Origin of the sequence: Rhizobium sp. BR 250 (assembly GCF_047445855.1) — a bacterium.
Taxonomy (GTDB): domain Bacteria; phylum Pseudomonadota; class Alphaproteobacteria; order Rhizobiales; family Rhizobiaceae; genus Agrobacterium; species Agrobacterium tumefaciens_I.
Genome location: NZ_JARWKW010000012.1, coordinates 139,465 through 161,881, shown reverse-complemented (window position 1 = coordinate 161,881; position 22,417 = coordinate 139,465). Strand labels below are relative to the sequence as shown.

Annotated in this window: 23 protein-coding genes; 6 read left to right on the top strand and 17 right to left on the bottom strand. The window is 59.8% G+C overall.

Going from position 1 to position 22,417, the window contains the following annotated elements:
- Positions 1-18: 18 nt before the first annotated feature.
- Positions 19-885: a zinc ABC transporter permease AztB gene (gene aztB, locus QD336_RS19145; protein ID WP_499171773.1), complete on the bottom strand. Its 867-nt coding sequence runs from the start codon at positions 883-885 to the stop codon at positions 19-21.
- Positions 878-1,717: a zinc ABC transporter ATP-binding protein AztA gene (aztA, locus tag QD336_RS19140; protein WP_499171772.1), complete on the bottom strand. Its 840-nt coding sequence runs from the start codon at positions 1,715-1,717 to the stop codon at positions 878-880. Before aztA ends, aztB begins: the two co-directional genes overlap by 8 nt.
- A 298-nt stretch (positions 1,718-2,015) precedes the next feature.
- Between aztA and zigA the strand changes: the two genes are divergently transcribed.
- Positions 2,016-3,221, top strand: a complete 1,206-nt coding sequence (gene zigA, locus QD336_RS19135) for a zinc metallochaperone GTPase ZigA (protein ID WP_499171771.1) — start codon at positions 2,016-2,018, stop codon at positions 3,219-3,221.
- 205 nt (positions 3,222-3,426) lie between these two features.
- Here zigA and QD336_RS19130 read toward each other — a convergent pair whose 3' ends face one another.
- From QD336_RS19130 to QD336_RS19120, 3 genes are all read right to left on the bottom strand, one after another.
- A complete protein-coding gene (locus QD336_RS19130) occupies positions 3,427-3,864 on the bottom strand; it encodes a YqaA family protein (RefSeq protein ID WP_499171770.1) in 438 nt (145 codons plus the stop codon).
- A gap of 83 nt (positions 3,865-3,947) precedes the next feature.
- The gene (locus tag QD336_RS19125; RefSeq protein ID WP_499171768.1) at positions 3,948-4,229 is read right to left on the bottom strand and encodes a hypothetical protein; all 282 of its coding nucleotides are present in this window, start codon (positions 4,227-4,229) and stop codon (positions 3,948-3,950) included.
- On the bottom strand, positions 4,226-5,332 hold the full coding sequence (locus tag QD336_RS19120; protein WP_499171766.1) for a CobW family GTP-binding protein: 1,107 nt from the start codon (positions 5,330-5,332) through the stop codon (positions 4,226-4,228). Before QD336_RS19120 ends, QD336_RS19125 begins: the two co-directional genes overlap by 4 nt.
- A 339-nt stretch (positions 5,333-5,671) precedes the next feature.
- Between QD336_RS19120 and ugpB the strand changes: the two genes are divergently transcribed.
- The 4 genes from ugpB to QD336_RS19100 all read left to right on the top strand — a co-directional run bounded on the left by ugpB (position 5,672) and on the right by QD336_RS19100 (position 9,851).
- On the top strand, positions 5,672-6,982 hold the full coding sequence (gene ugpB, locus QD336_RS19115; protein WP_269343505.1) for a sn-glycerol-3-phosphate ABC transporter substrate-binding protein UgpB: 1,311 nt from the start codon (positions 5,672-5,674) through the stop codon (positions 6,980-6,982).
- Positions 6,983-7,050: 68 nt separating this feature from the next.
- Entirely contained in the window at positions 7,051-7,932 is an 882-nt protein-coding gene (gene ugpA, locus QD336_RS19110) for a sn-glycerol-3-phosphate ABC transporter permease UgpA (protein WP_269343063.1), read from the top strand.
- Between the two features lie 9 nt (positions 7,933-7,941).
- Positions 7,942-8,790, top strand: a complete 849-nt coding sequence (gene ugpE, locus QD336_RS19105; RefSeq protein WP_269343062.1) for a sn-glycerol-3-phosphate ABC transporter permease UgpE — start codon at positions 7,942-7,944, stop codon at positions 8,788-8,790.
- On the top strand, positions 8,790-9,851 hold the full coding sequence (locus QD336_RS19100; RefSeq protein WP_269343060.1) for a sn-glycerol-3-phosphate import ATP-binding protein UgpC: 1,062 nt from the start codon (positions 8,790-8,792) through the stop codon (positions 9,849-9,851). Before ugpE ends, QD336_RS19100 begins: the two co-directional genes overlap by 1 nt.
- Positions 9,852-9,914: 63 nt before the next feature.
- On the opposite strand, the gene QD336_RS19095 is transcribed toward QD336_RS19100, so the two are convergent.
- The 9 genes from QD336_RS19095 to odc2 form a co-directional block, all read right to left on the bottom strand.
- Entirely contained in the window at positions 9,915-10,100 is a 186-nt protein-coding gene (locus tag QD336_RS19095) for a hypothetical protein (RefSeq protein WP_499171765.1), read from the bottom strand.
- Between the two features lie 41 nt (positions 10,101-10,141).
- Complete coding sequence (locus QD336_RS19090; protein WP_499171764.1) at positions 10,142-11,011, bottom strand: acyltransferase family protein; 870 nt, start codon at positions 11,009-11,011, stop codon at positions 10,142-10,144.
- Positions 11,012-11,213: 202 nt separating this feature from the next.
- Positions 11,214-11,657, bottom strand: coding sequence for a glyoxalase superfamily protein (locus QD336_RS19085; protein ID WP_499171763.1), 444 nt, complete (start codon positions 11,655-11,657; stop codon positions 11,214-11,216).
- A 208-nt stretch (positions 11,658-11,865) separates the two neighbouring features.
- Positions 11,866-12,552, bottom strand: coding sequence for an OmpW/AlkL family protein (locus QD336_RS19080; RefSeq protein ID WP_499171762.1), 687 nt, complete (start codon positions 12,550-12,552; stop codon positions 11,866-11,868).
- 273 nt (positions 12,553-12,825) lie between these two features.
- Positions 12,826-14,121, bottom strand: coding sequence for an MFS transporter (locus QD336_RS19075; protein WP_499171761.1), 1,296 nt, complete (start codon positions 14,119-14,121; stop codon positions 12,826-12,828).
- Between the two features lie 89 nt (positions 14,122-14,210).
- Complete coding sequence (locus QD336_RS19070; RefSeq protein ID WP_269343050.1) at positions 14,211-14,612, bottom strand: MarR family winged helix-turn-helix transcriptional regulator; 402 nt, start codon at positions 14,610-14,612, stop codon at positions 14,211-14,213.
- A 174-nt stretch (positions 14,613-14,786) separates the two neighbouring features.
- Positions 14,787-15,005: a DUF6500 family protein gene (locus QD336_RS19065; protein ID WP_499171760.1), complete on the bottom strand. Its 219-nt coding sequence runs from the start codon at positions 15,003-15,005 to the stop codon at positions 14,787-14,789.
- A gap of 157 nt (positions 15,006-15,162) precedes the next feature.
- A complete protein-coding gene (locus tag QD336_RS19060; protein ID WP_499171759.1) occupies positions 15,163-15,732 on the bottom strand; it encodes a GNAT family N-acetyltransferase in 570 nt (189 codons plus the stop codon).
- A 193-nt stretch (positions 15,733-15,925) separates the two neighbouring features.
- Positions 15,926-17,059, bottom strand: a complete 1,134-nt coding sequence (gene odc2 / locus QD336_RS19055) for an ornithine/lysine decarboxylase (RefSeq protein ID WP_269343044.1) — start codon at positions 17,057-17,059, stop codon at positions 15,926-15,928.
- A 537-nt stretch (positions 17,060-17,596) separates the two neighbouring features.
- Here odc2 and QD336_RS19050 point away from each other — a divergent pair.
- Entirely contained in the window at positions 17,597-18,490 is an 894-nt protein-coding gene (locus QD336_RS19050) for a LysR family transcriptional regulator (RefSeq protein ID WP_269343042.1), read from the top strand.
- 176 nt (positions 18,491-18,666) lie between these two features.
- Here QD336_RS19050 and QD336_RS19045 read toward each other — a convergent pair whose 3' ends face one another.
- From QD336_RS19045 to QD336_RS19035, 3 genes are all read right to left on the bottom strand, one after another.
- Positions 18,667-19,620, bottom strand: coding sequence for a substrate-binding domain-containing protein (locus tag QD336_RS19045; RefSeq protein ID WP_499171758.1), 954 nt, complete (start codon positions 19,618-19,620; stop codon positions 18,667-18,669).
- A gap of 86 nt (positions 19,621-19,706) precedes the next feature.
- Positions 19,707-20,708: an ABC transporter permease gene (locus QD336_RS19040; RefSeq protein WP_269343040.1), complete on the bottom strand. Its 1,002-nt coding sequence runs from the start codon at positions 20,706-20,708 to the stop codon at positions 19,707-19,709.
- 52 nt (positions 20,709-20,760) lie between these two features.
- Complete coding sequence (locus QD336_RS19035; protein WP_499171756.1) at positions 20,761-22,284, bottom strand: sugar ABC transporter ATP-binding protein; 1,524 nt, start codon at positions 22,282-22,284, stop codon at positions 20,761-20,763.
- Between the last annotated feature and the right edge of the window lie 133 nt (positions 22,285-22,417).

Here is a 22,417-nt window from a genome sequence, read left to right as displayed (position 1 = left end):
CTTTTTCGAACGCTGTTTTCAGGCCGTTCTGTGACGACCGGAACCGAGAAGATCACGCAGCACGCCGCGCGTGCCGACGAGGATGGAAAGCGCATAGATGACGCCTGCGGACAGGATGATCGCCGGGCCTGATGGCAGCGACGCGTGATAGGACAAGAGCAGACCGGCAAAGCAGGAAACCATGCCGATGCCGATGGAGATGAAGCACATGGGCGCCACGCGGTTGGACCAGAAACGGCTGGCAGCGGCGGGCAACATCATCAGCCCGACGGAAAGCAGCGTTCCGAGCGCCTGAAAACCGCCGACCAGATTGAGCACGACGATGGCAAGGAAGAGGAAATGCACCGGGCTGCCCCAGGTGCTGACCGAGCGCAGAAACAGGGGATCGAGGCATTCCGCCAGCAGCGCCCGCCAGAAGGTGATCATTACCACAAGCGTCACGATGCAGATGCCGCCGATCAGGCCGAGCGCCTCATTGTTCAACGCCAGCACCGTGCCGAACAGCACATGCATCAGATCGACGCTGGAGCCGCGCCACGAGACGAGCAGCACGCCGAGCGCCAGTGAAATCAGATAAAGGGCGGCAAGTGAGGCGTCTTCCTTCTGGATGGTGAAGCGCGACACGGCACCCGCCCCGAGCGCGACCAGAAGGCCGACGGCCAGCCCGCCGATGGTCATGGGCAGGATTTCCAGCCCATAGAATAGAAACCCGACCGCCGCTCCCGGCAAAATGGCATGAGCCATGGCGTCACCCGTCAGGCTCATGCGGCGCAACATCAGAAACACGCCGACCGGACCGCAGCTGATGGCAAGGATCAGCGCACCGGCAAGCGCCCGCTGCATGAAGACATACTGGACGAAGGGTTGGATGAAGATATCAGCCATGGGCATTCGAATTCGCGTGGGAGTGGTCATGGGCATGGGAATGGGAATGGGCGGTGGCCGCCTGCGGACTTGCCCCGACGGTTTGCGGTGAAGGCGCTTCGGCCGGTTCGCACCAGGGCGCATTTTCCTCCCACGCCTCGTGAAAATGCCGCGCCTGGCGAATGTTTTCCGCCTTCAGGACATCGGCCGTAGGACCCAGCCCGACAAGCTTTCGGGCAAGGAACAGGGTCTCCGGAAAATGCTGCCGCACGAGCTGGAAGTCATGAAGGACGGCGAGAACCGTACGTCCCTCCGCCACCCATGATTTGATCAGGGCCATAAGGTCGGCAACGGTTCGTTCGTCGACGGCGTTGAAAGGTTCGTCGAGCAGGATCAGCTGCGCATCCTGCAACATGGCGCGGGCAAACAGGGCGCGCTGCATCTGGCCGCCGGAGAGCGAGTCGATATTGCGCCTTTCAAAACCGGAAAGCCCGACCGCCTCCATCACGCGGCCCATCGCCGCCCGGTCTGCGGGACGGTGGCGGCCGAGCAGGCCGCGTTTCGGCCAGAGACCGAGCGCCACCAGATCCCGCACCTGCGCCGGAAAGGAGCGGTCGAGTTCCGATTGTTGAGGCAGATAAGCGACGGACAGACCGGGGCTGACCCGGCATTCGCCGTCGAGCGGCTTCAAAATGCCGGCAATGCCCTTCATCAGCGTCGATTTTCCCGAGCCATTGGCGCCGACGACCGCCGTGAGCGAGCCGCGCGCGACATCGCCATTGAGATGATGCACCGCCGCGCGGCCGGCATATCCAAGCGTGAGATTTCTGAAGATAAGGCACGGATCGTCCATCGATCCCTCCGGGCAGGTGTCATTCGATGGCCCTTGATATGTAATGTTATTACATTCGTCAAACGAATATGTAATGAAATAACATTAATCATTGGAAATGATCGGACTCGCCGCATGCGAGCCGTCACACCTGCCCTCGTCCAGAGAAGAGTTTTTGCCGTCGCCAGTTGACACGATGTGGCTATGTAATGTTATTACGTTACAAACGAAGCACGATGCAGCATCCTCCATCGTCTCCAATCCGCCTGCAGCGGCCGTCGTGATGGCCGCCTGACCGCTGCCACAGAACGAGGTTCCAATGTCGAAAAAACTCCCCGTCACCGTGCTTTCCGGCTTTCTCGGCGCTGGCAAGACGACGCTTCTCAACCATATTCTCGCCAATCGCGACGGGCTGCGCGTGGCGCTGATCGTCAACGACATGAGCGAGATCAATATCGACGCGGCACTGGTGCGCGATGGCGGCGCCAATCTTTCCCGCACCGAGGAACAGCTGGTGGAAATGACCAATGGCTGCATCTGTTGCACGCTGCGCGACGATCTCCTGACGGAAGTGCGGGCGCTGGCCGAACAGGGCCGTTTCGATTATCTGCTGATCGAATCCACCGGCATTGCCGAGCCCCTGCCGGTGGCAGCGACCTTTGATTTTCGCGATGAAAACGGCCGCAGCCTGTCCGATGTCGCCAGGCTCGACACCATGGTGACGGTGGTGGATGCCGCCAATCTTCTCAGGGATTACGGCTCTTCCGATTTCCTGGCCGACCGGGGCGAAACGGCCGGAGATGGTGACAACCGCACCATCGTCGACCTTCTGGTGGAACAGATCGAATTTGCCGATGTCGTCGTTCTCAACAAGATCGGCACCGCCACGCCGGATGAGCGGGATGCGGCCCGCAAGATCATCGTCGGGCTGAACCCGGATGCGAAGCTCATCGAGGCCGATTTCGGCAAGGTGGCGCTGAAGGAGGTTCTCGGCACCGGCCGCTTCGATTTCGCGAAAGCCGAAGAACATCCGCTCTGGTTCAAGGAACTGCACGGTTTCAAGGACCATATTCCCGAAACCGAGGAATATGGCATTCGCTCCTTCGTCTACCGCGCCAGAAAACCCTTCGACCCCGTGCTGTTCCAGCGTTTCATAGACCGTGCCTGGCCGGGCGTGGTGCGCGCCAAGGGTTTCTTCTGGCTGGCAACCCGGCCGCGTTATGTCGGCGAGATCAGCCAGGCGGGTGCCTTGGTCCGCACCGGCAAGATGGGGCTCTGGTGGTCCGCCGTGCCGAAGGAGCAGTGGCCGCGCGAAAAGCAGTTCCTCGATATGATGAAACCCTACCTCGACCCGGTCTTCGGCGACCGCCGGCAGGAAATCGTCTTCATCGGCTCCGATCCTATGAGCGAGGCCCGTATCCGGGCGCAGCTAGACGCCTGCCTGATCGACACCGAGGCCTTCACGCCGGATGCATGGCGGCACCTGCCCGATCCTTTCGCAAGCTGGGACCGGCAGGCGGCCTGATTGTCCTCACCGCCCGTATTTTGAGCGAGCGGCAGCGGTCTTCGCCTTCTCCCCACCGGGGAGAAGGTCGCGGCAGCGGGATGAGGGGGCAAGGGAAGAGATATTCGGCAGCGTTCCCCCTCATTCGACCCTTCGAGCAATCATCTCCCCGGCGGGGGGAGAAGAATGGGGGGGCACCCTCTCGCGAAAATACGCAATTGAAAAATTATAGAAAATTCAACGTCACCAGCGCCAGCACGACATATCTTCCGACCTTGGCAATGGTGACCAGCAGCAGAAACACCGGCAACGGCTCTTTCATGATCCCGGCTGCAACGGTCAAAGGATCACCAATCAACGGCGCCCAGCTGAGCAGCAGGGACCATTTGCCGTAACGTCTGTACCAGTTCTGCGCCCGCTGCAGCGCAGCTTCCCCGACCGGAAACCAGCGTTCATGCCGAAAACGCTCGATGCCGCGGCCGAGCAGCCAGTTGGCGAAGGAGCCGGCGACATTGCCGGCGCTTGCCACGGCGACCAGCAGCCAGACAGGCTGGGATTTAAGCAGGATGAGACCAGCAAGCGCCGCCTCCGACTGCATGGGCAGGATGGTCGCCGCGATGAGCGCCGTCAGAAACAAACCCGCATATACCGCCAGATCGGCCATTGCCCGCCCTTCATCATCCGCGAATCCCGCCGCGGCCTCTGAAGTGGCGGATGAGGGCGGCGGCGGTCAAGCGCCTCAGACACTTACAAGCGGTTTCTCAAGCCGAATGGGGCAATGGCACACACGATATCGTCATGATCCACCTCCAGCAGCGCCTTGTGGATTGATATTTGCCGGGTTTCGCCCGAGGTAAACAGGACGACAATCACCGTTTCCCGCGGCGGGCAATCCGGCAGCACACAGGAAAGCTCGCTGACGGTGACGATGTCTTCGGACTGAAGATGCAGCAGATCGCGGGACCATTGCTTCAGGAGACGGGCCTGCGAGATGATCGCAGAACCGCTGCGCGCAAGCGGGTTGTTCATGCCCTGCCCTTTCGCCCAGCCTGCGCGGCCAATGTGTCGAACAGATCGCGGATCGGCTGCTGCGGCATATCCATGCCGATCAGGACGATGCGGGTCGAACGATTGCCATCCGGCCAGCTTTCCAGCCGGGTCAACGGATAAAGCCGGTGCTGTACGGCATGGGCGACAACCGGCCGCTCCGGGTCGTCAGTCGCGCCGAAAATTCCCTTGAGCCGCAGCAGGCCGGAATGCACGTTGCTGGTGACGAGTTCGAGAAAGGTAACGATCGCCTGCGGATCGAACGCGCCATCGAAGGTGAGATCAAAGGCCTCCACCCCCGCGCCATGGCGGTTGATATCATGGTCATGGGCGGCATGGAGGTTCAGCCTGTCAGCCGCGAGCCAGGCCGGCACATCCTCCGCCTTGCCACGCAGCGAATAATTCTTCGCTGCAAATAACGACATGAGATCAAAACCGGTCGCATTGCGGTCATGCAGGCGGGCGGCGGGATTGAGATCGGCGAGGCTCTCGCGGTCGATTGTCGTTGCGTCGGCGAGGTCGGTTTTGGTGAGGACAATGTGATCGGCAAAGGCCAGCTGTTTCCATCCCTCGATGAAACTGTCGAGCATCACCCGGCCAGAAGTGACGTCGAACGCCGTGACAACGCCCGAAAGATGAAAGTGCCGTGCAACGATATGATCGCGCAGCCCAAGCGCCGGCGTACCGCCGGCAATCAGGCTGTTGATGATCGGAGCGGGATCGGCAAGTCCCGTGGTCTCGATCACGACACGCGATATTTCCGGCATCACTCCTTCGAGAAAGGCCTGATGCAACTCGTACAGCGAAGTGCGGATATCGCTCGTGGCCGTGCAGCAGATGCAGCCCGTCGTGGTCTGGAAATAACGCTCCGAACCCGTTCGGACCAGACCATGATCGATGGGCACCGAGCCAAATTCATTGACGATGACGGCCGCGTCCCCCATGGCCGGTTCGGCCAGAAGCTCGTTCAGCAGCGTGGTCTTGCCGGCCCCGAGAAAACCGGTGAGCAAGGTGACCGGCACGGTGTGGGCGGGTGGCGCGACATCAGGATCAGCGTTGCGGTCAACTGCCTTTTTTCGCTTCATTCCGAACACGTCTGCACCTTGCGATTCATAAAATTCGCAGCATCATAGTATGTTATGTAATAACATATCAATAGCACTTAAACATTCCGCACATATAGGCGCTAGTCCGCACACCCAACCTCATACCAATGAACACACGAAAAAACCGGGAGGTCCTCAAAATGGAATAATAAAATCATTCCCTTCACTTTCGTTTTAATCGTTCCACGTTCTCTTGCATTTTCGTTAGAGTTCGCTTTTAATCAGCATGCTAATACAGAAAAGATCGCCCGCAGCCGGATCGAGGAGGATAGGCTGCAATAAGGGCATGTATCTTTTACTGTTTTTAAAACGGGAGGAATCACCTTGAAAAAACTCAGCTACCGCCTTGCTGCGGCATCCGCGCTTTCGTTTTTTGTCACATCGAACGCATACGCCGTAACGGAAATCCAGTGGTGGCACGCCATGACCGGTGCCAACAACGAAGTCGTGGATTCACTCGCGAAGGAATTCAACGACAGCCAGAAAGACTACAAGGTCATGCCCGTCTTCAAGGGCACCTATCCCGAAACGCTGAATGCCGGCATCGCCGCTTTCCGCGCCAAGCAGGCACCGGCCATCATTCAGGTCTTTGATGCCGGCTCGGGTGTGATGATGGGTGCGGCCGGCGCCATCAAGCCGGTGGCGGACGTGCTGAAGGAAGGTGGCTACACCTTCAACAAGGATGAATATCTGGCCGGTATCGTCGCTTATTATTCCAAGCCCGATGGCACCATGCTGTCCTTCCCCTATAATTCGTCCTCGCCGATCCTTTATTACAACAAGGATGTCTTCCAGAAGGCCGGGCTTGACGCCGCAAACCCGCCGAAGACCTGGCCGGAAGTTTTCGAAGCTGCAAAGAAGATCAAGACCAGCGGTGCCGCACAATGCGGTTTCACCTCCACCTGGCTCACCTGGATCCAGACCGAAAACTTCGCCGCCTGGAACAACGTCTCCTACGGCAGCAATGAAAACGGGCTTGGTGGCACGGATGTGAAGCTTGCGGTCAATGCGCCGCTCTTCGTCGAACATTTCCAGGCGATTGCCGATCTCGCCAAGGACGGCACCTTCCGTTATGGCGGCCGTACCTCGGAAGCCAAGCAGCTCTTCATGTCCGGTGAATGCGGCATCTTGACCGAATCCTCCGGCGGCCTTGGCGATATCGTCAAGACCGGCATGAATTACGGCATCGGCCAGTTGCCCTATTATGAAGGCCACGGCCCGCAGAACACCATTCCCGGCGGCGCCAGCCTCTGGGTATTCGGCGGCAAGAGCGACGCCGAATATAAGGGCGTGGCGGAATTCTTCCATTTCCTCTCGCAGACCAAGATCCAGTCTCGCCTGCATCAGGTCTCCGGCTATATGCCGGTGACGATCGCGGCCTATGAGGAAACCAAGAAATCCGGCTTCTACGACAAGAACCCTGCCCGCGAAACGCCGCTTTTGCAGATGATGGGCAAGCCGCCGACAGAAAACTCCAAGGGCGTTCGTCTCGTGAACCTGCCGCAGGTGCGCGACATCATGAACGAGGAGTTCGAGGCGATGCTGGCCGGCAAGCAGGATGCCAAGACGGCTCTGGACAAGATCGTCCAGCGTGGTGATGCGGCCATCAAGCAGGCTGCCGGCAACTAAGCGATCCCCTGCCCCGCCCGCATCCCTTTCAGGTGCGGGCGGCATTCCCATGTCATCAGGAGATCGCCGTGCAAAGCGTCGTATTCCCCAACAAGATCCTGCCCTATCTGCTGGTCGCGCCGCAGATCATCCTCACGGTGATCTTCTTTTTCTGGCCAGCAAGCCAGGCGCTTTACCAGTCGACCATGCGCGAGGATGCCTTCGGGCTGAACAGCAATTTTGTCGGGCTGGCCAATTTTTCCGCCGTTCTGTCGGATGAGAGTTATCTCAACTCGCTGCAGGTCACGGTCATCTTCAGCATTCTGACCGCGCTCGTTTCCATGGGGCTGGCGCTGCTTCTGGCGACCGCGGCCGACCGTGTGGTGCGCGGCAAGGGTTTTTACCGCACCATGATGATCATGCCCTATGCCGTCGCGCCCGCCGTGGCCGGCATGTTGTGGCTGTTCATGTTCAACCCGGCCATGGGCACCTTCTCCTACATCCTGCGCCGCAACGGCATCATGTGGGATCCGCTGCTTAACGGCAATCAGGCCATGCTGCTCGTCGTCGCAGCCGCCGCATGGAAGCAGATCAGTTACAATTTCCTGTTTTTTGTCGCAGGCTTGCAGGCAATTCCGAAATCACTGCTGGAAGCGGCCTCCATTGACGGCGCACGCGGTTCGCGGCGCTTCTGGACCATCGTTTTCCCGCTGCTTGCACCGACCACCTTCTTCCTTCTGGTCGTCAACACGGTCTATGCCTTCTTCGACACCTTCGGCATCATCCATGCCGTCACCGGCGGCGGGCCTGCCAAGGCCACCGAAACGCTGGTCTACAAGGTCTATAATGATGGCTTCGTGAACCTGAACCTCGGCTCTTCCGCCGCGCAATCCGTGATCCTGATGGTGATCGTCATCGCGCTCACCGCCTTCCAGTTCCGCTTCGTCGAGAAGCGCGTGCATTACGGCTGAGGATTTCCCATGATTGAAAACCGCCCCGTCGCACGCGTGGTTGCCCATCTGATGCTGGTGCTTGGCATCATCATTGTGGCCTTCCCGATCTATTATACCTTCATCGCGTCCTCCATGACGTCGAACGACATTATCCGCCCGCCCATGTCGCTTCTGCCCGGCGGCCATCTCGGCGAAAACTACAGCGAGGCCATGGCCGGCGGTGTCGAAAGGGTCGTGGGCGTCAGCCTCGAACGGCTGCTGTTCAACAGCTTCGTTGTCGCGCTCGCCATCGCCATCGGTAAGATCGTCATTTCGTTCCTGTCGGCCTTCGCCATCGTCTTTTTCCGCTTTCCCTTCCGCATGGGCTTCTTCTGGATGATCTTCATCACGCTCATGCTGCCGGTGGAAGTGCGTATCCTGCCGACCTACAAGGTCATCGTCGATCTCGGACTGATCGACACCTATGCGGGGCTCACGCTGCCGCTGATGGCATCTGCGACCGCGACCTTCCTGTTCCGGCAGTTCTTCCTGACCATTCCCGGTGAGTTGGTCGAGGCGGCGCGCATCGACAATGCCGGGCCGTTCCGCTTCATGCGGGATATCCTGCTGCCGCTGTCGAGAACAAATATCGCTGCCCTGTTCGTGATCCTGTTCATCTATGGCTGGACCCAATATCTCTGGCCGCTGCTCGTCACCAACGATGCCAAGATGAACACGATCATCATCGGCCTGAAGCGCATGGTGGATTTCACCGATGCTTCGACGCCGTGGAATTATGTGATGGTGACGGCGATCCTCGCCATCATCCCCCCTGTTTTGGTTGTGGTGCTGATGCAGCGCTGGTTCGTCAAAGGTTTGGTGGAGACCGAGAAGTAATGGCAAAAATTGCGCTGAAAGACGTCCGCAAGGTTTATGGCGGCAATGTCGAGGCCATCAAGGGCGTGTCCATGGACATCGCCGACGGCGAAATGATCGTGCTCGTCGGTCCCTCCGGCTGCGGAAAATCCACGCTGCTGCGCATGATCGCCGGGCTGGAAGGCATTTCAGGCGGCCAGATCGTCATTGGCGATCGTGTCGTCAACGATCTCGAGCCCTCCGACCGCGACATCGCCATGGTGTTCCAGAACTATGCGCTTTATCCGCATATGACTGTGCGCCAGAACCTTGCCTATGGCCTGAAGAACCGCAACACGCCGAAGGAGGAGATCGAGCGGCGGATCACCGAGGCCGCCAAGGCACTGGAGATCGAACAGTTCCTGGAGCGCAAGCCGCGCCAGCTTTCCGGTGGCCAGCGCCAGCGTGTGGCCATGGGCCGCGCCATCGTGCGCAAGCCGGCGGCCTTCCTCTTCGATGAACCGCTCTCCAACCTCGACGCCAAGCTGCGCGTGCAGATGCGCGTGGAAATCCGCCGCCTGCAACGCTCGCTCGCCACAACCAGCGTTTATGTGACCCATGACCAGATGGAGGCCATGACCTTGGCCGACCGGCTGGTGGTGCTGAATGCCGGCCGTATCGAGCAGATGGGCACGCCGATCGAGCTTTACGAAAAACCTGCCACCACCTTCGTTGCCACCTTCATCGGTTCGCCTTCCATGAACCTGCTGAACCATGGTGCGGCACCGGCCAATGGCTCGGCCGGATGGTCGGTGCAGGGAACCACAGCCTTGCCGCAGGGTGTCGCCACGCTCGGCATCCGCCCGGAAGACATCACACTTGCCGATGAAGCCCCGGCCGACGCCGCATTCACCGGCACCGTGCAGGTGGATGCCGTGGAACTGGTGGGCGCGGAAAGTTATGTGCACGGCTCCTTCGCCGATGGCACCACCATCGTCTTCCGCGTTCACGGCCGCTCGCAGCTGCGCATCGGCGCGACGCTGAAGATCGCCGCGCAGGCAAAGGATTTCCACCTGTTCGATGCGGCGGGCAAACGGATTTAGGCGCTAGTAAGGGACCGATGACATCCCGGCACGGCCGCCTGTTGCGGTCGCGCCGGGCCAATTTCACGGAGATGACACGGCCGGAAGGGAAGACTGGCGGAAGGCGAGCTTCTTACCCAATGTCTGGAACGGCAGCTCGATGAAACGGTAGCTCAGATAGGCCATGATCACCGTCAGGACGCAGGTCAACACGATGGTGACATGGATGGGATAAGGAGCGAGTTGCCGGTAGGGCAGAATATATTCCACGATCGGTTGGGCCACCGGGCCAAGCAGATAGACGGAATAGCTTATCGCGCCCAGCCAGACAAAAACCGGATGCGTGATGCGGAGCCTGGTCGTGAACAGCGCAAAAAGCGCCATTCCCGCATAATAGGCAATCGTATAGCGATACCAGGTCTCGCCGAAACCCATATCCACATTATACTTATGACAGGCACGGTAACGACCACGAGAAGGGATGTGGCGAGGATAAGCTTTCGCAGCTTCGCCCCGGCCTGGTCGCTGGCCCCGTGACGCCACAACAGCCCCCAGAACATGACAGTCAGCCCAAGCGGTATCGCGACGGGCAATTTGATGCCCACGGCGTAGCGGGTTGCAGCCATCCCAACTGCGCACAACAGGAAAAACACCACGGCCCCCGCCGCTCCCTCCGGTTTATGCAGAAGCCTGACATAAAACAGCACGCCACTGACGACATAGAAGACGATCTCTATCTGCAGCGTCCAGTAAACGCCGAGAATATTCTGCTGCCCCAGGAATTGCTGCAGCATCGTCACATTGGCGATGATCTGCTTCAGCGTGAACACATCTCCCCGCACCAGCGGAATAATCGCCAGAGCCAGCATCATCGACACCCAATAAGCGGGATAGAGCCTGAAAAACCGTGAAATTGCGAAACCACGCAAGGGCGCATTGCCCGCTTTCAGCAAGGAGAATGGAATGACAAAGCCGGAAACCGCAAAGAACATGACGACGGCGATCTTTCCGAGGTCGACATATTCGGTGAAGACGTAAAACAGATAATACTCTGCCGAATTCGAGATAAATCTGCCTTTATACGCTACTTCCGCGATGTGAAAGTAGATCACCGCCAAAGCCGCCATACCTCGAATGGAATCGACGTAAATCCAACGCCCGGGATTGCGATCCGCGCTCATCAATGCCTCATCCAAAATTATTTATAAAAATGTAATATTAGTACTTCTCAACGAACTATAATGTCGCCGGGGCGCAAATTGCAACCTGATACACCATTTTGTATTCCCAAATAGAAAACTGCATCCCGGAGCGAAGCCGGAATGCAGTGCGGTGGTTGCAACGGGATCTTAGAAGCCCACAGTGAGGCGCGATCGCAGGTTTCTACCAGACCAGTTCCACCTGCGGCCGGCCATTGGAGGTTTTCTCCATCGTGCGTCCGGACGTGTCGACATTGCAGTGAACACGCTGGCGAAAGGCGGAGAAGCTTTCGAAAGTCACGACATCGACGGGATCATCAAGATGAAGCGTCAGCCGGTAGCGTTCGGGATCGCCGCCGAGCGCCTGAACGCCGAGCACGGAGGCCACGAAGGGCTGGCCGAGATAAAAACCTTCCACCCTTGAGCCCAAAAGATAGGGATTGAAGGCGGGTCGGTTGCCGGCAGCCGCGTGGAGGGTGTTCCAGTCGCGGAAGCCATATTGCGCGGCGATGAGTTCCAGCGCTTTCGAGTGGGTGATTGCCTGCCCCTGCTCCTCAAGAGCGGCGCGCAGCCGTTTTGCCTGTTCTTTCAGTCCCTCAAGCGCGGGAAGTGGTTTGGACACGTTCATAACGGTTCTCCAACATGCGCATGCCGAATTTTCCGAAGGGGGTCCGCGTTGCCATCGACGACATGCAAAACATGGGGATGACCGTTATTCAGGAAAGAGCTTCACCAGGGGCGATAACGCCTGCGGACGGCCGGGGCTCTTCTGCCCGTGGCCGTCCTATAGTCCAGAAAGCGCCGCCAGTCAAAGGCGGCGCGTCACCAGGCCCTGATCAGAAGCGGTAGGTGATACCGGCGCCGATCAGCCACGGATCGAGCTTAGCCTTGCCGCTGATCGGCGTGCCGCCCAGTTCGGCGGTCCAGTCCGTCTTCAGGAAGATCTTCTTCACGTCGAAGTTCACGCCCCAATGCTCATCCAGCATATAGTCGAAACCGACCTGCACAGCCGCACCGAGCTTGTTCTTGACGTCCAGATTGCTGAAACCGGGCTTTTCCGACTGGTTGTAGAACAGCGAGTAGTTCACGCCCGCGCCGATATAGGGCTTGAAGGCGCCGAAATCGGTGAAGTGATACTGCAGCGTCAGCGTCGGCGGCAGTAGCCAGGTCTTGCCCACCGGTGTGCCGGCCAGCACGCCCTCGCCATTGATCCTGGCATAGGTGGTACCGAGGATGAGTTCGGCGGCGAAGTTTTCGGTGAAGAAATAGCTGATGTCGAGTTCGGGGATCACCGTATCCGAATAGGACAGGCCAGCACCCGGCACGCCGTCGACGCTGCCGCTGTCATGGGTGATGACGCCGAGGCCGCGCACGCGCAGCATCCACGGGCTTGCCGCGGCAATCGCCTCTTCGGCGGTGGGCGCCGGTGCTACCGGGGCCAGATCGGCGGCCAGCGTACCGCTCGCCATCATCATTGCCGCAACGCCAGCCAGCAGGGCAGTCTTCTTGTTCATCTTCGTCATTCCATCTCTCCTATAGCGCAGCGCGGCCGGGAGGCCCGGAACCGGCTGATGACGGCGGACCGGCGACTCTTCGCCTGCCAAACCGGATCGCAGCCACTATGGCGATGGACGGGGTGGGCCGATTGAGATGGATCAAATGGGAATGACGATCGCCTTTCAGACCGGCGAAGCAGGCGGCATAGTGACAATTGCGCCACAGACGCTGTACCGCGAGGCTGCTTTCACACAGCCGAAAAGCAAAAAGGGCGCCGCTCTGGCGCCCTCTCTTTACCCTCAGGCCGTCTGCGGCGTCAGGGTGGCGGAACCCGGCTTCCTCAGAAGCAATACCGAGACAGCGGCGATCATGCACATCAGGCCGGCGATCTGCAGCGCGGGCATATAGGTATCGAAATCGCTCTTGAAGAAACCGGCGCCGAAGGCGGCGGTGGCCGCCCCGAGCTGATGGCCGGCGAAGACCCAGCCGAAAACCAGACCCGCCTTTTCGCGGCCGAAATTCTCGGCAGCCAGCTTCACCGTCGGCGGCACGGTCGCCACCCAGTCCAGCCCGTAGAACACGGCGAAGACCGAAAGCTCGACGAAACTGAACCCGGAGAAGGAGAGATAAAGCAGGGAGAGGCCGCGCAGACCGTAGAACCAGAACAGCAGGAAGCGGTTGTCGAAACGGTCGGAAAGCCAGCCGGCGAAGATCGTGCCGAAGAAATCGAAGATACCGATCACTGCCAGCGTGCCGGCCGCCGTGACCGCGGCCATGCCGAAATCACCGCAGATCGAAATCCAGTGAGTCTGGATAAGACCGTTGGTCGAAAGGCCGCAGACGAAAAATGTGCCGAACAGGACCCAGAAGACCGCGTTTCCAGACACGCTTTTGAGCGTCACCAGCGGTGAAACCAGCGTGGCGAGAAGATTGTGGTCCTGCTTCGGCGGCTTTATCACCGCCGTCTCGCCATAGGCCGGCAGGCCGACATCGGCAGGGTGGTCGCGCATCAGAAGAAGCACGAGGATCATGGCGGTCGCAATCACCGCAACGGAGAGCGTCAGGGCTGTTCGCCAGCCATAGGCTTCGGTCAATGCCGCCAGCAACGGCAGAAACACCAGCTGACCGGTGGCGTTGCTGGCCGTCATCAGGCCGATCACGAGGCCCCGGCGTTTGGAAAACCAGCGTGCCGCCACCGTCGCACCCAACACCAGCGCCGTCATGCCGGTGCCAACACCGATCACCACGCCCCATAGAAGCAGTAATTGCCACACCTCAGTCATGAAAAAGGAAGCCACGATGCCGCCCATGATGAGGGCAAGCGCCGTCGACACCACCTGCCGGATGCCGAAATGGTTCATAAAGGCGGCGGCGAAAGGCCCGAGGAGGCCAAAAAGCACCAGACGCACCGCCATTGCGGAGGAAATATCGGCGATGTCCCAGCCGAATTCCTGATGCAGCGGCTGGATCATCACCCCCGCCGATCCCATCGCGCCGGCGGTGGCCAGCATGGTCAGAAAGGTGGTGAGCGCAACGACCCAACCGTAATGCAGGTTTCTGCCGGCCATCCAGCTGGCAAGGCTTGTGGAGAGCATGTTCAAAATCCCTTTCCCATGGCCTTTGGCCGAGTCCTGCGGGTATATACCTGATTTTGCGGGCAGGTACCCGCTTTATGATCAAAAAATTACAGGGCTGCGAGCAGTTCCTGCAATTGCGCGGTCTTTTCCGGACCCAGCCGGGCTTCGATTTCGTCCTGTACCCCATCCCAGAGCGGCGCGCCCGTTTTCAGGATCGCCTGCCCCTCCTCCGTCACCGTCAGCACCGCCTCCCGCTGGTCCTCGCCGTGGCCGATGGCTACCAGCCCCATACGGGCCAGCACCTTGGCATTACGGCCAACGGTGGAGCGATCCAGCTCCACCCGCGCGGCAAGGTCGGTCAGCGAAACAGGGGCCGTCCGGTTGATGTTCCGCAGCAGGCTGAACTGGCCGATATTGACGCCAAGCGGCGCCAGCGCCTCGTCATAATAGGACGAGACCTTGCGGGATGCTTTGCGCAACAGGATGCAGTGGCAGCTATCGTTTGGCATTTGTCTCGGGTATATACCCGCAAATTGCCGGAGGCAATATGCGTTCGGAAAATTCTCGACGGAAAGGCCACGCACGTCGCCCTAGACCGTAAACTCATAAGCCCGGGGCCAACACCGCACTGGGGAGAGTGGAGCCAGAGTGAGGAAGTTTGCGGTCTATGAGGTTCATAGCGCCTACTGCCCAGATCTAATCATCTCACGAATTTTAGTCGCCTTCTCGAAATGATCGAGTGCATGGGTTTTGATCCACCACTCAGCGGCTTCCATAAGAAGGTCGGGGTCGTCGTTCCTGTTTGCAAAGAACGCATAGAATGACAGGCCAACACCCTTACCCTTTTTTACGATTCTGTCGTCGCAGACTGAGATGGCCTTCGCCCTTAGGGTCGGTCTCATGGTGTGCCCTATGCTTCGCAAGTCGCCTTCGGGCGACCATACATTTTTCGCTACAGAAATGCCGATCTGCGAACAGATCGAACATGAGAGCAATATCTGCTCTCGCGGAAGAGCAACCCCGGCCATTCAGCCGGGGCATGATATCAACGGATATCGCTCAGGCCGAAAGCCTGCGGCCGTTCGCGACCAGAAGACCGGCGGCACCTTCCAGCCAACCGGCTTTCAGTTCCAGCGCCAGGAAACGGCTGCGCTCGAACGGGCCGGGCATGATCAGGTGCTGGGCCTTGTCGGCGAAAAAGCCGAAGCGCTCGTAATAAAGCGCATCGCCCACCAGAAGAATGGCGCCGTGGCCGCGCTTGGTCGCTTCGGCAATCGCCGCGCGCATCAGCGCCGAGCCGATGCCCTTGCCTTCATGGGCGGCGTCAACGGCGAGCGGGCCAAGCAGCAGCGCGTCAACCGCGCGGCCTTCGCGCGAAATGCCGGCTTCGACATTCCACAGGCGCACCGTGCCGATGACATGGCCGTCCTCATCGCGGGCGACGAGCGCCAGGCCTTCGGCCGGAACGCGGCCGGCGCGCAACTTTTCGGAAGACTTGCGGCGACGGCCGACGCCCATGGCGCGGTCCAGCAGGTTCTCACGGGCGACAACATCGCCCGGATTTTCCTGATCGACATGAAATGTCTGCGGTGTGAAAAATGCACGTACCGAATTCAGAAGAGCGGCCATCTCTCGGCCCTCCGTCACACAACCGCCCACACGCGGCCCTTGATGAAAAATGGTGAAACCGTTCCGGCCCGCCGACACGCTTTCCTCGGCTGGAAGAGGTGCAGCAAGCAGGGATTTGCGCAACAGCACAATCGGCAGGGCCGGAACGGAAGCTTGGTCGAGACGCCGCCCTGTTCAGCGGGCGGCGTTCGAATCAGATGACGTAGGCCTTCAGCGGTTCGAAGCCATTGAAGGCAACCGCCGAATAGGTCGTCGTATAGGCGCCCGTGCCTTCGATCAGAACTTCGTCGCCGATGGTCAGAGAGACCGGCAGCGGATACATGTTCTTTTCATACAGCACGTCGGCGCTGTCGCAGGTCGGACCGGCCAGAACGCAGGGCTCCATCTCGTCCTGATCGCGCTCGGTGCGGATCGGGTAACGGATCGCCTCATCCATCGTCTCGGCGAGACCGCCGAACTTGCCGATGTCGAGGAACACCCAGCGGTGATTGTCATTGTCGGACTTGCGCGAGACAAGAACGACTTCCGCCTTGATGACGCCTGCATTGCCGACCATGCCGCGGCCCGGCTCGATGATCGTCTTCGGGATCTGGTTGCCGAAGTGCTTGCGCAGCGCCGCGTCGATCGCCTGGCCGTATTCTTCGGCAGCCGGAACGTCGCGCAGGTACTTGGTCGGAAAACCGCCACCCATATTGACCATCTGCAGGTGGATGCCCTGCTTGGCAAGCGATGCGAAGACGCGCTTGGCATCGGCCAGCGCCGCATCCCATGCGTCGAGGTTCATCATCTGCGAACCGACGTGGAAGGACACACCGTAGGACTCAAGACCGAGCTGATGCGCATAGACCAGAACGTCGACGGCCATCTGCGGCACGCAACCGAACTTGCGCGACAGCGGCCATTCCGCACCTTCGCCATCCGTCAGCACGCGGCAGAAGACGCGCGCGCCGGGAGCGGCACGGGCAACCTTCTCGACTTCCTCATGACTGTCCACGGCGAAGAGATCGATGCCGAGCGCATAAGCGCGTGCAACATCGCGTTCCTTCTTGATGGTGTTGCCGAAGGAGATACGGTCGGCCGTTGCACCCGCATCGAGCGCCATCTGGATTTCAGCCACGGAGGCGCAATCGAAGTTGGAGCCAAGAGAAGCGAGCAGCTTCAGGATTTCGGGAGCCGGGTTTGCCTTCACGGCGTAGTAGATCGCGCTGTTCGGCAGGGAATGCCGGAACGCGTTGAAATTGTCGCGCACGACGTCGAGATCAACCACGAGGCAAGGGCCTTCGGGACGTCGGGTCTTGATGAAGTCGAGAATGCGTGCAGTCGTCATCGATATATTCCCTATAAAACCGGCTCCGGAAAAATCCGGAGGACAAAGGACGCTCGAGATATGCATTCGAATCAGCCGGTGGAGGCGCAGAATCGATAGCATACGCTCAAGGCGCGAATATGAACGACGCCCTGCCAGAGCATCATTCGGCTTTGTCTGCCATCGATTGGAGGGATTGACCCGACCGCACTTCAGGCAATGATGGTGTGCCTCTTCAGTACCCCGGCTGATGGAAAGCCGGCAGAGAACCAGAAAGGCCCGCACCGTCGTTGCTTCATATGTCCTCGCATTTCCCGGTTGGCCGGAATAGCGACTGGAGGGGTTAGTTCCAGGTACCTTACCTAAATCCTCACCACATCGAGGACTCGGCGGACACACATGGGCACGTGCGACTTTGGGCAGCCCGTGAAATAAGAATATTCGCAGTCATAATCAAGAGGATTTTTTCATCAAATAGCGGATTTTTTCGGCAGCGAATTTAGGGTTGAACAGTCGCTCCCCGGCGTTCAATTATATGGAACGAACCGGAGGATTTTCATGGACACGCTCACCCGCATCCGCGCCTTTATCGATGTCGTCGAGGCGGAGGGTTTTTCCGCAGCCGCGCGCAAGACGGGGCGTTCCAAGGCGCTTTTGTCCAAATATGTGCGGGAACTGGAAGATGATCTCGGTGCATTGCTCCTCAATCGCACCACCCGGCAATTTTCGCTGACAGAGGCCGGACATACCTATTACCGTACCGCTTCCGATATTTTGAAGGAGATCGACAACCTCGCCGATCTGGTGCGTGAGAAGAATGCCGACCTCAAGGGCAAGCTCCGGATTTCGGTTCCCCGCACCTTCATCGATGCCGATGTCGGCCAGAGCCTGATCGATTTCGCCAAGGAAAATCCGGAACTGTCGCTCGAAATCGTCGCCGAGGATCGATTCGTCGACCTGATCGAAGAAGGTTTCGACCTCGCGGTTCGAATCACCCGGCTCGAAGATTCGGGCCTCATCGCCCGCAAGCTTTCCGATTTCCGGGTCTATGCCGTGGCGACGGCGGATTTCGTGGCGCAGCACGGGCCGCTCGACGGGCCGCAGGATTTCGGCCGGGTTCCCTTCATCATCGACACCAATACGCGCTTCCATAATTCCGTGCGCTATTTCGAACCGGATGGCGGTTCGAATTCGGTCGCCATCAGCGGCCCGATCGAGGTCAACAGCCCGCAGGCGACGCTACGCGCCGCGCGTGCCGGGCTTGGCATTGCCATGGTGCCGGATTTCATCGCCCGGCCCTATATCCAGTCCGGCGAGCTGGTGACGCTGTTTGACGATTATATTTCCAAGGACAGGGGCATCTACGCGGTCTACCCGCACCGCCGTTACCTGCCCGCCAAGGTGCGCAGCTTCGTGGACTATCTCTCGGCGTGGTTTCGCAAGAACGGCTGAGAGCATCTCCGCCGTCATGCCCGGGCCTGTCCCGAGCATCTGCAACCTCTCTGTTTTATGAAACATTGACAGATCCTCGGGACAGGCCCGAGGATGACGTCGCTTGCGGGCAAACCTCCGTCACACCCCGTAACGCCCGCCTTCCGGCGGACGTCACGTTGCGTGAACTCACCGTGTCAGAACGGCGAATCCGGGAAGTGGAACTGCTTGGCATTGTCCTTGGTGATGAGCGTAGCGTCGAGAATATACTCGCCGGCAACCGGCACCTGATCGTAGAAATGACCGGCCGTCAGCTGCATGGCAGTCGCCACCATCGCCGGCGGATAAAGCACATCGACCGGCACCAGCTTGTCGCCGTCCATGACCTTCTTGATCATGTCCTTGGAACCGGCACCCGCGACGATATACTTGATATCGGTGCGTTTCGCCTGCTGGATCGCTTCCAGCACGCCGATCGCCATGTCGTCGTCCTGACACCAGACCACGTCGATCTTCTTGTATTTGGTCAGATAGTCCTGCATCACGCGGAAGGCGTCGTCGCGGTTCCAGTTGCCGTACTGGCGGTCGAGAACCTTGACGTTCGAGCCGGCGATACCCTTGTCAAAACCATCCTGGCGCTGCTGGTCGATCGGGATCGGCAGGCCGCGAATGACCACCACTTCCGCGTCAGGCGTGGTCTTCTTGATATATTCGCCCGCCACCTGTCCGAGCGCGGGGTTGTTACCCGCGACATAGAGATCGCGGATGGAATTGTCGTTAACGCTCGGCGCGCGGTCGACGAGCGCGACGAAGGTGCCCTTGTCCTTGATTTCCTTGATGGCGTTGACGAGCGGATCGGGATCGGACGGCAGCACGACCAGTGCGTCCAGCCCCTGCACCGCAAGATCCTGAAGCGCGTTTGCCTGGTTGGCGGCATCCGGCGAGGTCTTCACGATCACATTGAGCCCCGGATGCTCCTTCATCAGGAGCTTGGCCACGCGCTCGGCGTGATAAACGACGCCCGCCGTCCAGCCATGGTCGGCCGCCGGAATGGACACGCCGATCGTAACCTTCTTGTCCTGCGCATGAGCAGAACCCGCAAGGACGGCAGCCAGCGCGACAAATGCCACGCCGATGAATTTTCTACGCATAGTCTCTTTCCTCCCAAGACCGGGGCGTTCCTCCTCTTACAACCGCGCCTGCCCCACATGGCGCGGCCAAACTCCCCATCCTCCCGCTATCTGCGGCTCAAAGAGCGCTGCACCAGCATAGCGATGATGATGATCGCGCCCTGAATGGCACCGATCAGATATTCGCTGACGAAGTTCGACAGGATCATGATGTTGCCGACGATCTCCAGAATGAAGGCGCCGCAGATCGTGCCCCAGATGCGCCCTACCCCGCCGCGCAGCGCCGTGCCGCCGACGACGACGGCGGTGATGGCCTGCAATTCCCACAACATGCCCGTCGTGGCGGATGTGGAGGCAAGGCGCGGCACGTAAAGCAGCACGGCAACGGCGACACAGAGCCCCTGCACCACATAGGCTATCGTGCGGACCCGGGCGACCGAAATGCCGGAATAACGCGCCACGTCTTCACTGGAACCGACGGCTGTCAGATGCCGGCCGTAACGGGTGCGGTAAAGCACGAAGGCCGCGATGGCGGCCGTCACGAAGATGACGATGACCGGCACCGGCACGCCGAGGACATTACCGAAATAGACCGGGCGATAAAGCGTCTGGATTTCCGGGTTGCGCAGCGTGATCGCCCCGCCCTGCGACAGCCAGGTGGTCAGGCCGCGATAAATGCCCATGGTGCCGAGCGTGGCGATGAAGGGTTCGATACGGCCGATGGTGGTGATGAGGCCGTTCGCCAGTCCGCAGGCCGCGCCAATGGCGAGCGCCAGCGCCATGGCGGTGAGCAGCATCAGAAGCGGGCTGGCGATGGCGCCGCTGTTCATGAACAGGATCATCAGGCTGGCGACGAAAGCGACCATGGCGCCGACGGAAAGATCGAGCCCGCCCGACGTGATGACGTAAGTTGCGCCAAGCGCGATGATGGCAATGAAGGCGCTGCGGGTCACAACATTCAAAAGATTGTCGATACCGATGAAATTCGGATTGGCAATGGTGCCGAGCACCAAGAGCAGGGCCAGCGCCACGAAAGGCGCGACGGCGCGCAGGTCCCAGTCCTTCGAGGTCTTCGGCGTTTTGCCGTTATCAAGTGCGGCCTCAGTCATGTTTTCCCTCAATTGTCTTTTCTTCAGGCCATATTTTAAAGGACACGGAATCTCAGGCGACTTCCTGCGTATGAACGCCCGTCGCCAGCGCCACGATGTCGTTTTCGGTCATGCGCTCGCCCGTCACCTCTCCGACGATCCTGCCCGAACGCATCACCAGAATACGGTCGCAAATGCCGATCAGTTCCGGCATTTCCGAGGAGACCACGATGATCGACCGGCCCTCCTCCGCAAGCCTCGCGATGAAGCGGTAGATCTGCTCCTTGGTGCCGATATCGATGCCACGCGTCGGTTCATCGATGATGACGATGGACGGATCGAGCAGCATCATCTTGGCCAGCAGCAGCTTCTGCTGGTTTCCGCCGGAAAGCTGGCCAGCAAGCAGATCCTTGCGACCGGTGCGGATGTCGAAATCATGGATCGCATCGTCGAGCGCCGCCGTCTCCCGGCGGGTGTCGATCTGGAACAGCCGGCTGAATTTTTTAAGCGAGGCAAGCGTCAGATTGACCCGCAAGTCCTTGGAGAGCAGCAGGCCCTTGCCCTTGCGGTCTTCGCTCAGATAAACGATGCCGGCCTTCAGGCTGTCTTCCGCCTTTGCGAAGTGCACTTGATGACCCAGATGGCGGATCGTTCCGCGCCCGGCCCGCAGGCCGAGTATCCCTTCCATAAGCTCGGTTCTGCCCGCCCCGACCAGGCCGGCGAAACCGAGAATTTCGCCCTTGCGCAGGCTGAAACCGGCATCCTGGGCATAACCGGGAACGGTGAAATGCTCCACCTGGAGAACCGGTTCGCGCTCGCCGCCGGCGTGCCGGTCCGGATAGAGCTTGGCGACATCGCGCCCCACCATCAGCCGGGCCATATCCGCCGGCTCCAGCGCCGACGCCGGATGGGATGCGACCAGCCTGCCATCGCGCAAAACCGTCACCCGGTCGGCAATCTCCTTCACTTCCGGCAGACGGTGAGAAATATAAAGGACGGCGACGCCCTTTGCCCTGATGTCGCGGATGACGTTCAAAAGCGCGTCGGTTTCGATGGGCGTGAGGCTCGCGGTCGGCTCGTCGAAAATCACGACGCGATGCGGCACCAGCAGAACGCGAGCGATCTGCACCAATTGCCGCTGGGCAATCGACAGGTTGCCGACGATGGCGTCGGGATCGATCATGCCGCCAAGTTCGCTGACCGCCTTGCGCGCGCCGTCGCGCATGGCGCGGTCATCCACCATCGGGCCTTTGCGCAATTCGCGGCCGAGATAGATGTTCTGCGCTACCGTCAGATCAGGCGCCAGCAATATTTCCTGATGCACGAGAACGATGCCACGATGTTCCGCATCCACCGGGCCGCTCAACGCAGCCGCCGTGCCGTCAATCAGGATTTCGCCGCCAGATGGTTTTTCATTGCCCGCAAGCAGCTTCATCAGCGTCGACTTGCCGGCGCCGTTCTCGCCGATGATCGCGTGGACCTCGCCGGCCCGCACCGCAATCTCGATATCCTTCAGAACCTGTACCGGACCGAAAGACTTCGACAGCCCGACCGTCCGGATCAGGGCCGGGTCTGGAGTTTCTTCAGCAAAAGCCATCTGTCGTCACCGGTATCCGGCACGAACGAACGGCGCTTGCCCCTTGATTTTACCTGAAATGACCATCCGCGAACTCCTCCCAAAGCTCGAGAAAGAAGCTAGCGTCCGTTTTGAGGTACGTAAAGCAATTTTC

What these genes read in the sequence shown, in the direction of transcription:
- aztB (WP_499171773.1), bottom strand. Translation starts at nt 885, where the DNA reads ATGGCTGATATCTTCATCCAACCCTTCGTCCAGTATGTCTTCATGCAG.
- aztA (WP_499171772.1), bottom strand. Translation starts at nt 1,717, where the DNA reads ATGGACGATCCGTGCCTTATCTTCAGAAATCTCACGCTTGGATATGCC.
- zigA (WP_499171771.1), top strand. Translation starts at nt 2,016, where the DNA reads ATGTCGAAAAAACTCCCCGTCACCGTGCTTTCCGGCTTTCTCGGCGCT.
- QD336_RS19130 (WP_499171770.1), bottom strand. Translation starts at nt 3,864, where the DNA reads ATGGCCGATCTGGCGGTATATGCGGGTTTGTTTCTGACGGCGCTCATC.
- QD336_RS19125 (WP_499171768.1), bottom strand. Translation starts at nt 4,229, where the DNA reads ATGAACAACCCGCTTGCGCGCAGCGGTTCTGCGATCATCTCGCAGGCC.
- QD336_RS19120 (WP_499171766.1), bottom strand. Translation starts at nt 5,332, where the DNA reads ATGAAGCGAAAAAAGGCAGTTGACCGCAACGCTGATCCTGATGTCGCG.
- ugpE (WP_269343062.1), top strand. Translation starts at nt 7,942, where the DNA reads ATGATTGAAAACCGCCCCGTCGCACGCGTGGTTGCCCATCTGATGCTG.
- QD336_RS19100 (WP_269343060.1), top strand. Translation starts at nt 8,790, where the DNA reads ATGGCAAAAATTGCGCTGAAAGACGTCCGCAAGGTTTATGGCGGCAAT.
- QD336_RS19090 (WP_499171764.1), bottom strand. Translation starts at nt 11,011, where the DNA reads ATGAGCGCGGATCGCAATCCCGGGCGTTGGATTTACGTCGATTCCATT.
- QD336_RS19085 (WP_499171763.1), bottom strand. Translation starts at nt 11,657, where the DNA reads ATGAACGTGTCCAAACCACTTCCCGCGCTTGAGGGACTGAAAGAACAG.
- QD336_RS19080 (WP_499171762.1), bottom strand. Translation starts at nt 12,552, where the DNA reads ATGACGAAGATGAACAAGAAGACTGCCCTGCTGGCTGGCGTTGCGGCA.
- QD336_RS19075 (WP_499171761.1), bottom strand. Translation starts at nt 14,121, where the DNA reads ATGCTCTCCACAAGCCTTGCCAGCTGGATGGCCGGCAGAAACCTGCAT.
- QD336_RS19070 (WP_269343050.1), bottom strand. Translation starts at nt 14,612, where the DNA reads ATGCCAAACGATAGCTGCCACTGCATCCTGTTGCGCAAAGCATCCCGC.
- QD336_RS19065 (WP_499171760.1), bottom strand. Translation starts at nt 15,005, where the DNA reads ATGAGACCGACCCTAAGGGCGAAGGCCATCTCAGTCTGCGACGACAGA.
- QD336_RS19060 (WP_499171759.1), bottom strand. Translation starts at nt 15,732, where the DNA reads ATGGCCGCTCTTCTGAATTCGGTACGTGCATTTTTCACACCGCAGACA.
- odc2 (WP_269343044.1), bottom strand. Translation starts at nt 17,059, where the DNA reads ATGACGACTGCACGCATTCTCGACTTCATCAAGACCCGACGTCCCGAA.
- QD336_RS19050 (WP_269343042.1), top strand. Translation starts at nt 17,597, where the DNA reads ATGGACACGCTCACCCGCATCCGCGCCTTTATCGATGTCGTCGAGGCG.
- QD336_RS19045 (WP_499171758.1), bottom strand. Translation starts at nt 19,620, where the DNA reads ATGCGTAGAAAATTCATCGGCGTGGCATTTGTCGCGCTGGCTGCCGTC.
- QD336_RS19040 (WP_269343040.1), bottom strand. Translation starts at nt 20,708, where the DNA reads ATGACTGAGGCCGCACTTGATAACGGCAAAACGCCGAAGACCTCGAAG.
- QD336_RS19035 (WP_499171756.1), bottom strand. Translation starts at nt 22,284, where the DNA reads ATGGCTTTTGCTGAAGAAACTCCAGACCCGGCCCTGATCCGGACGGTC.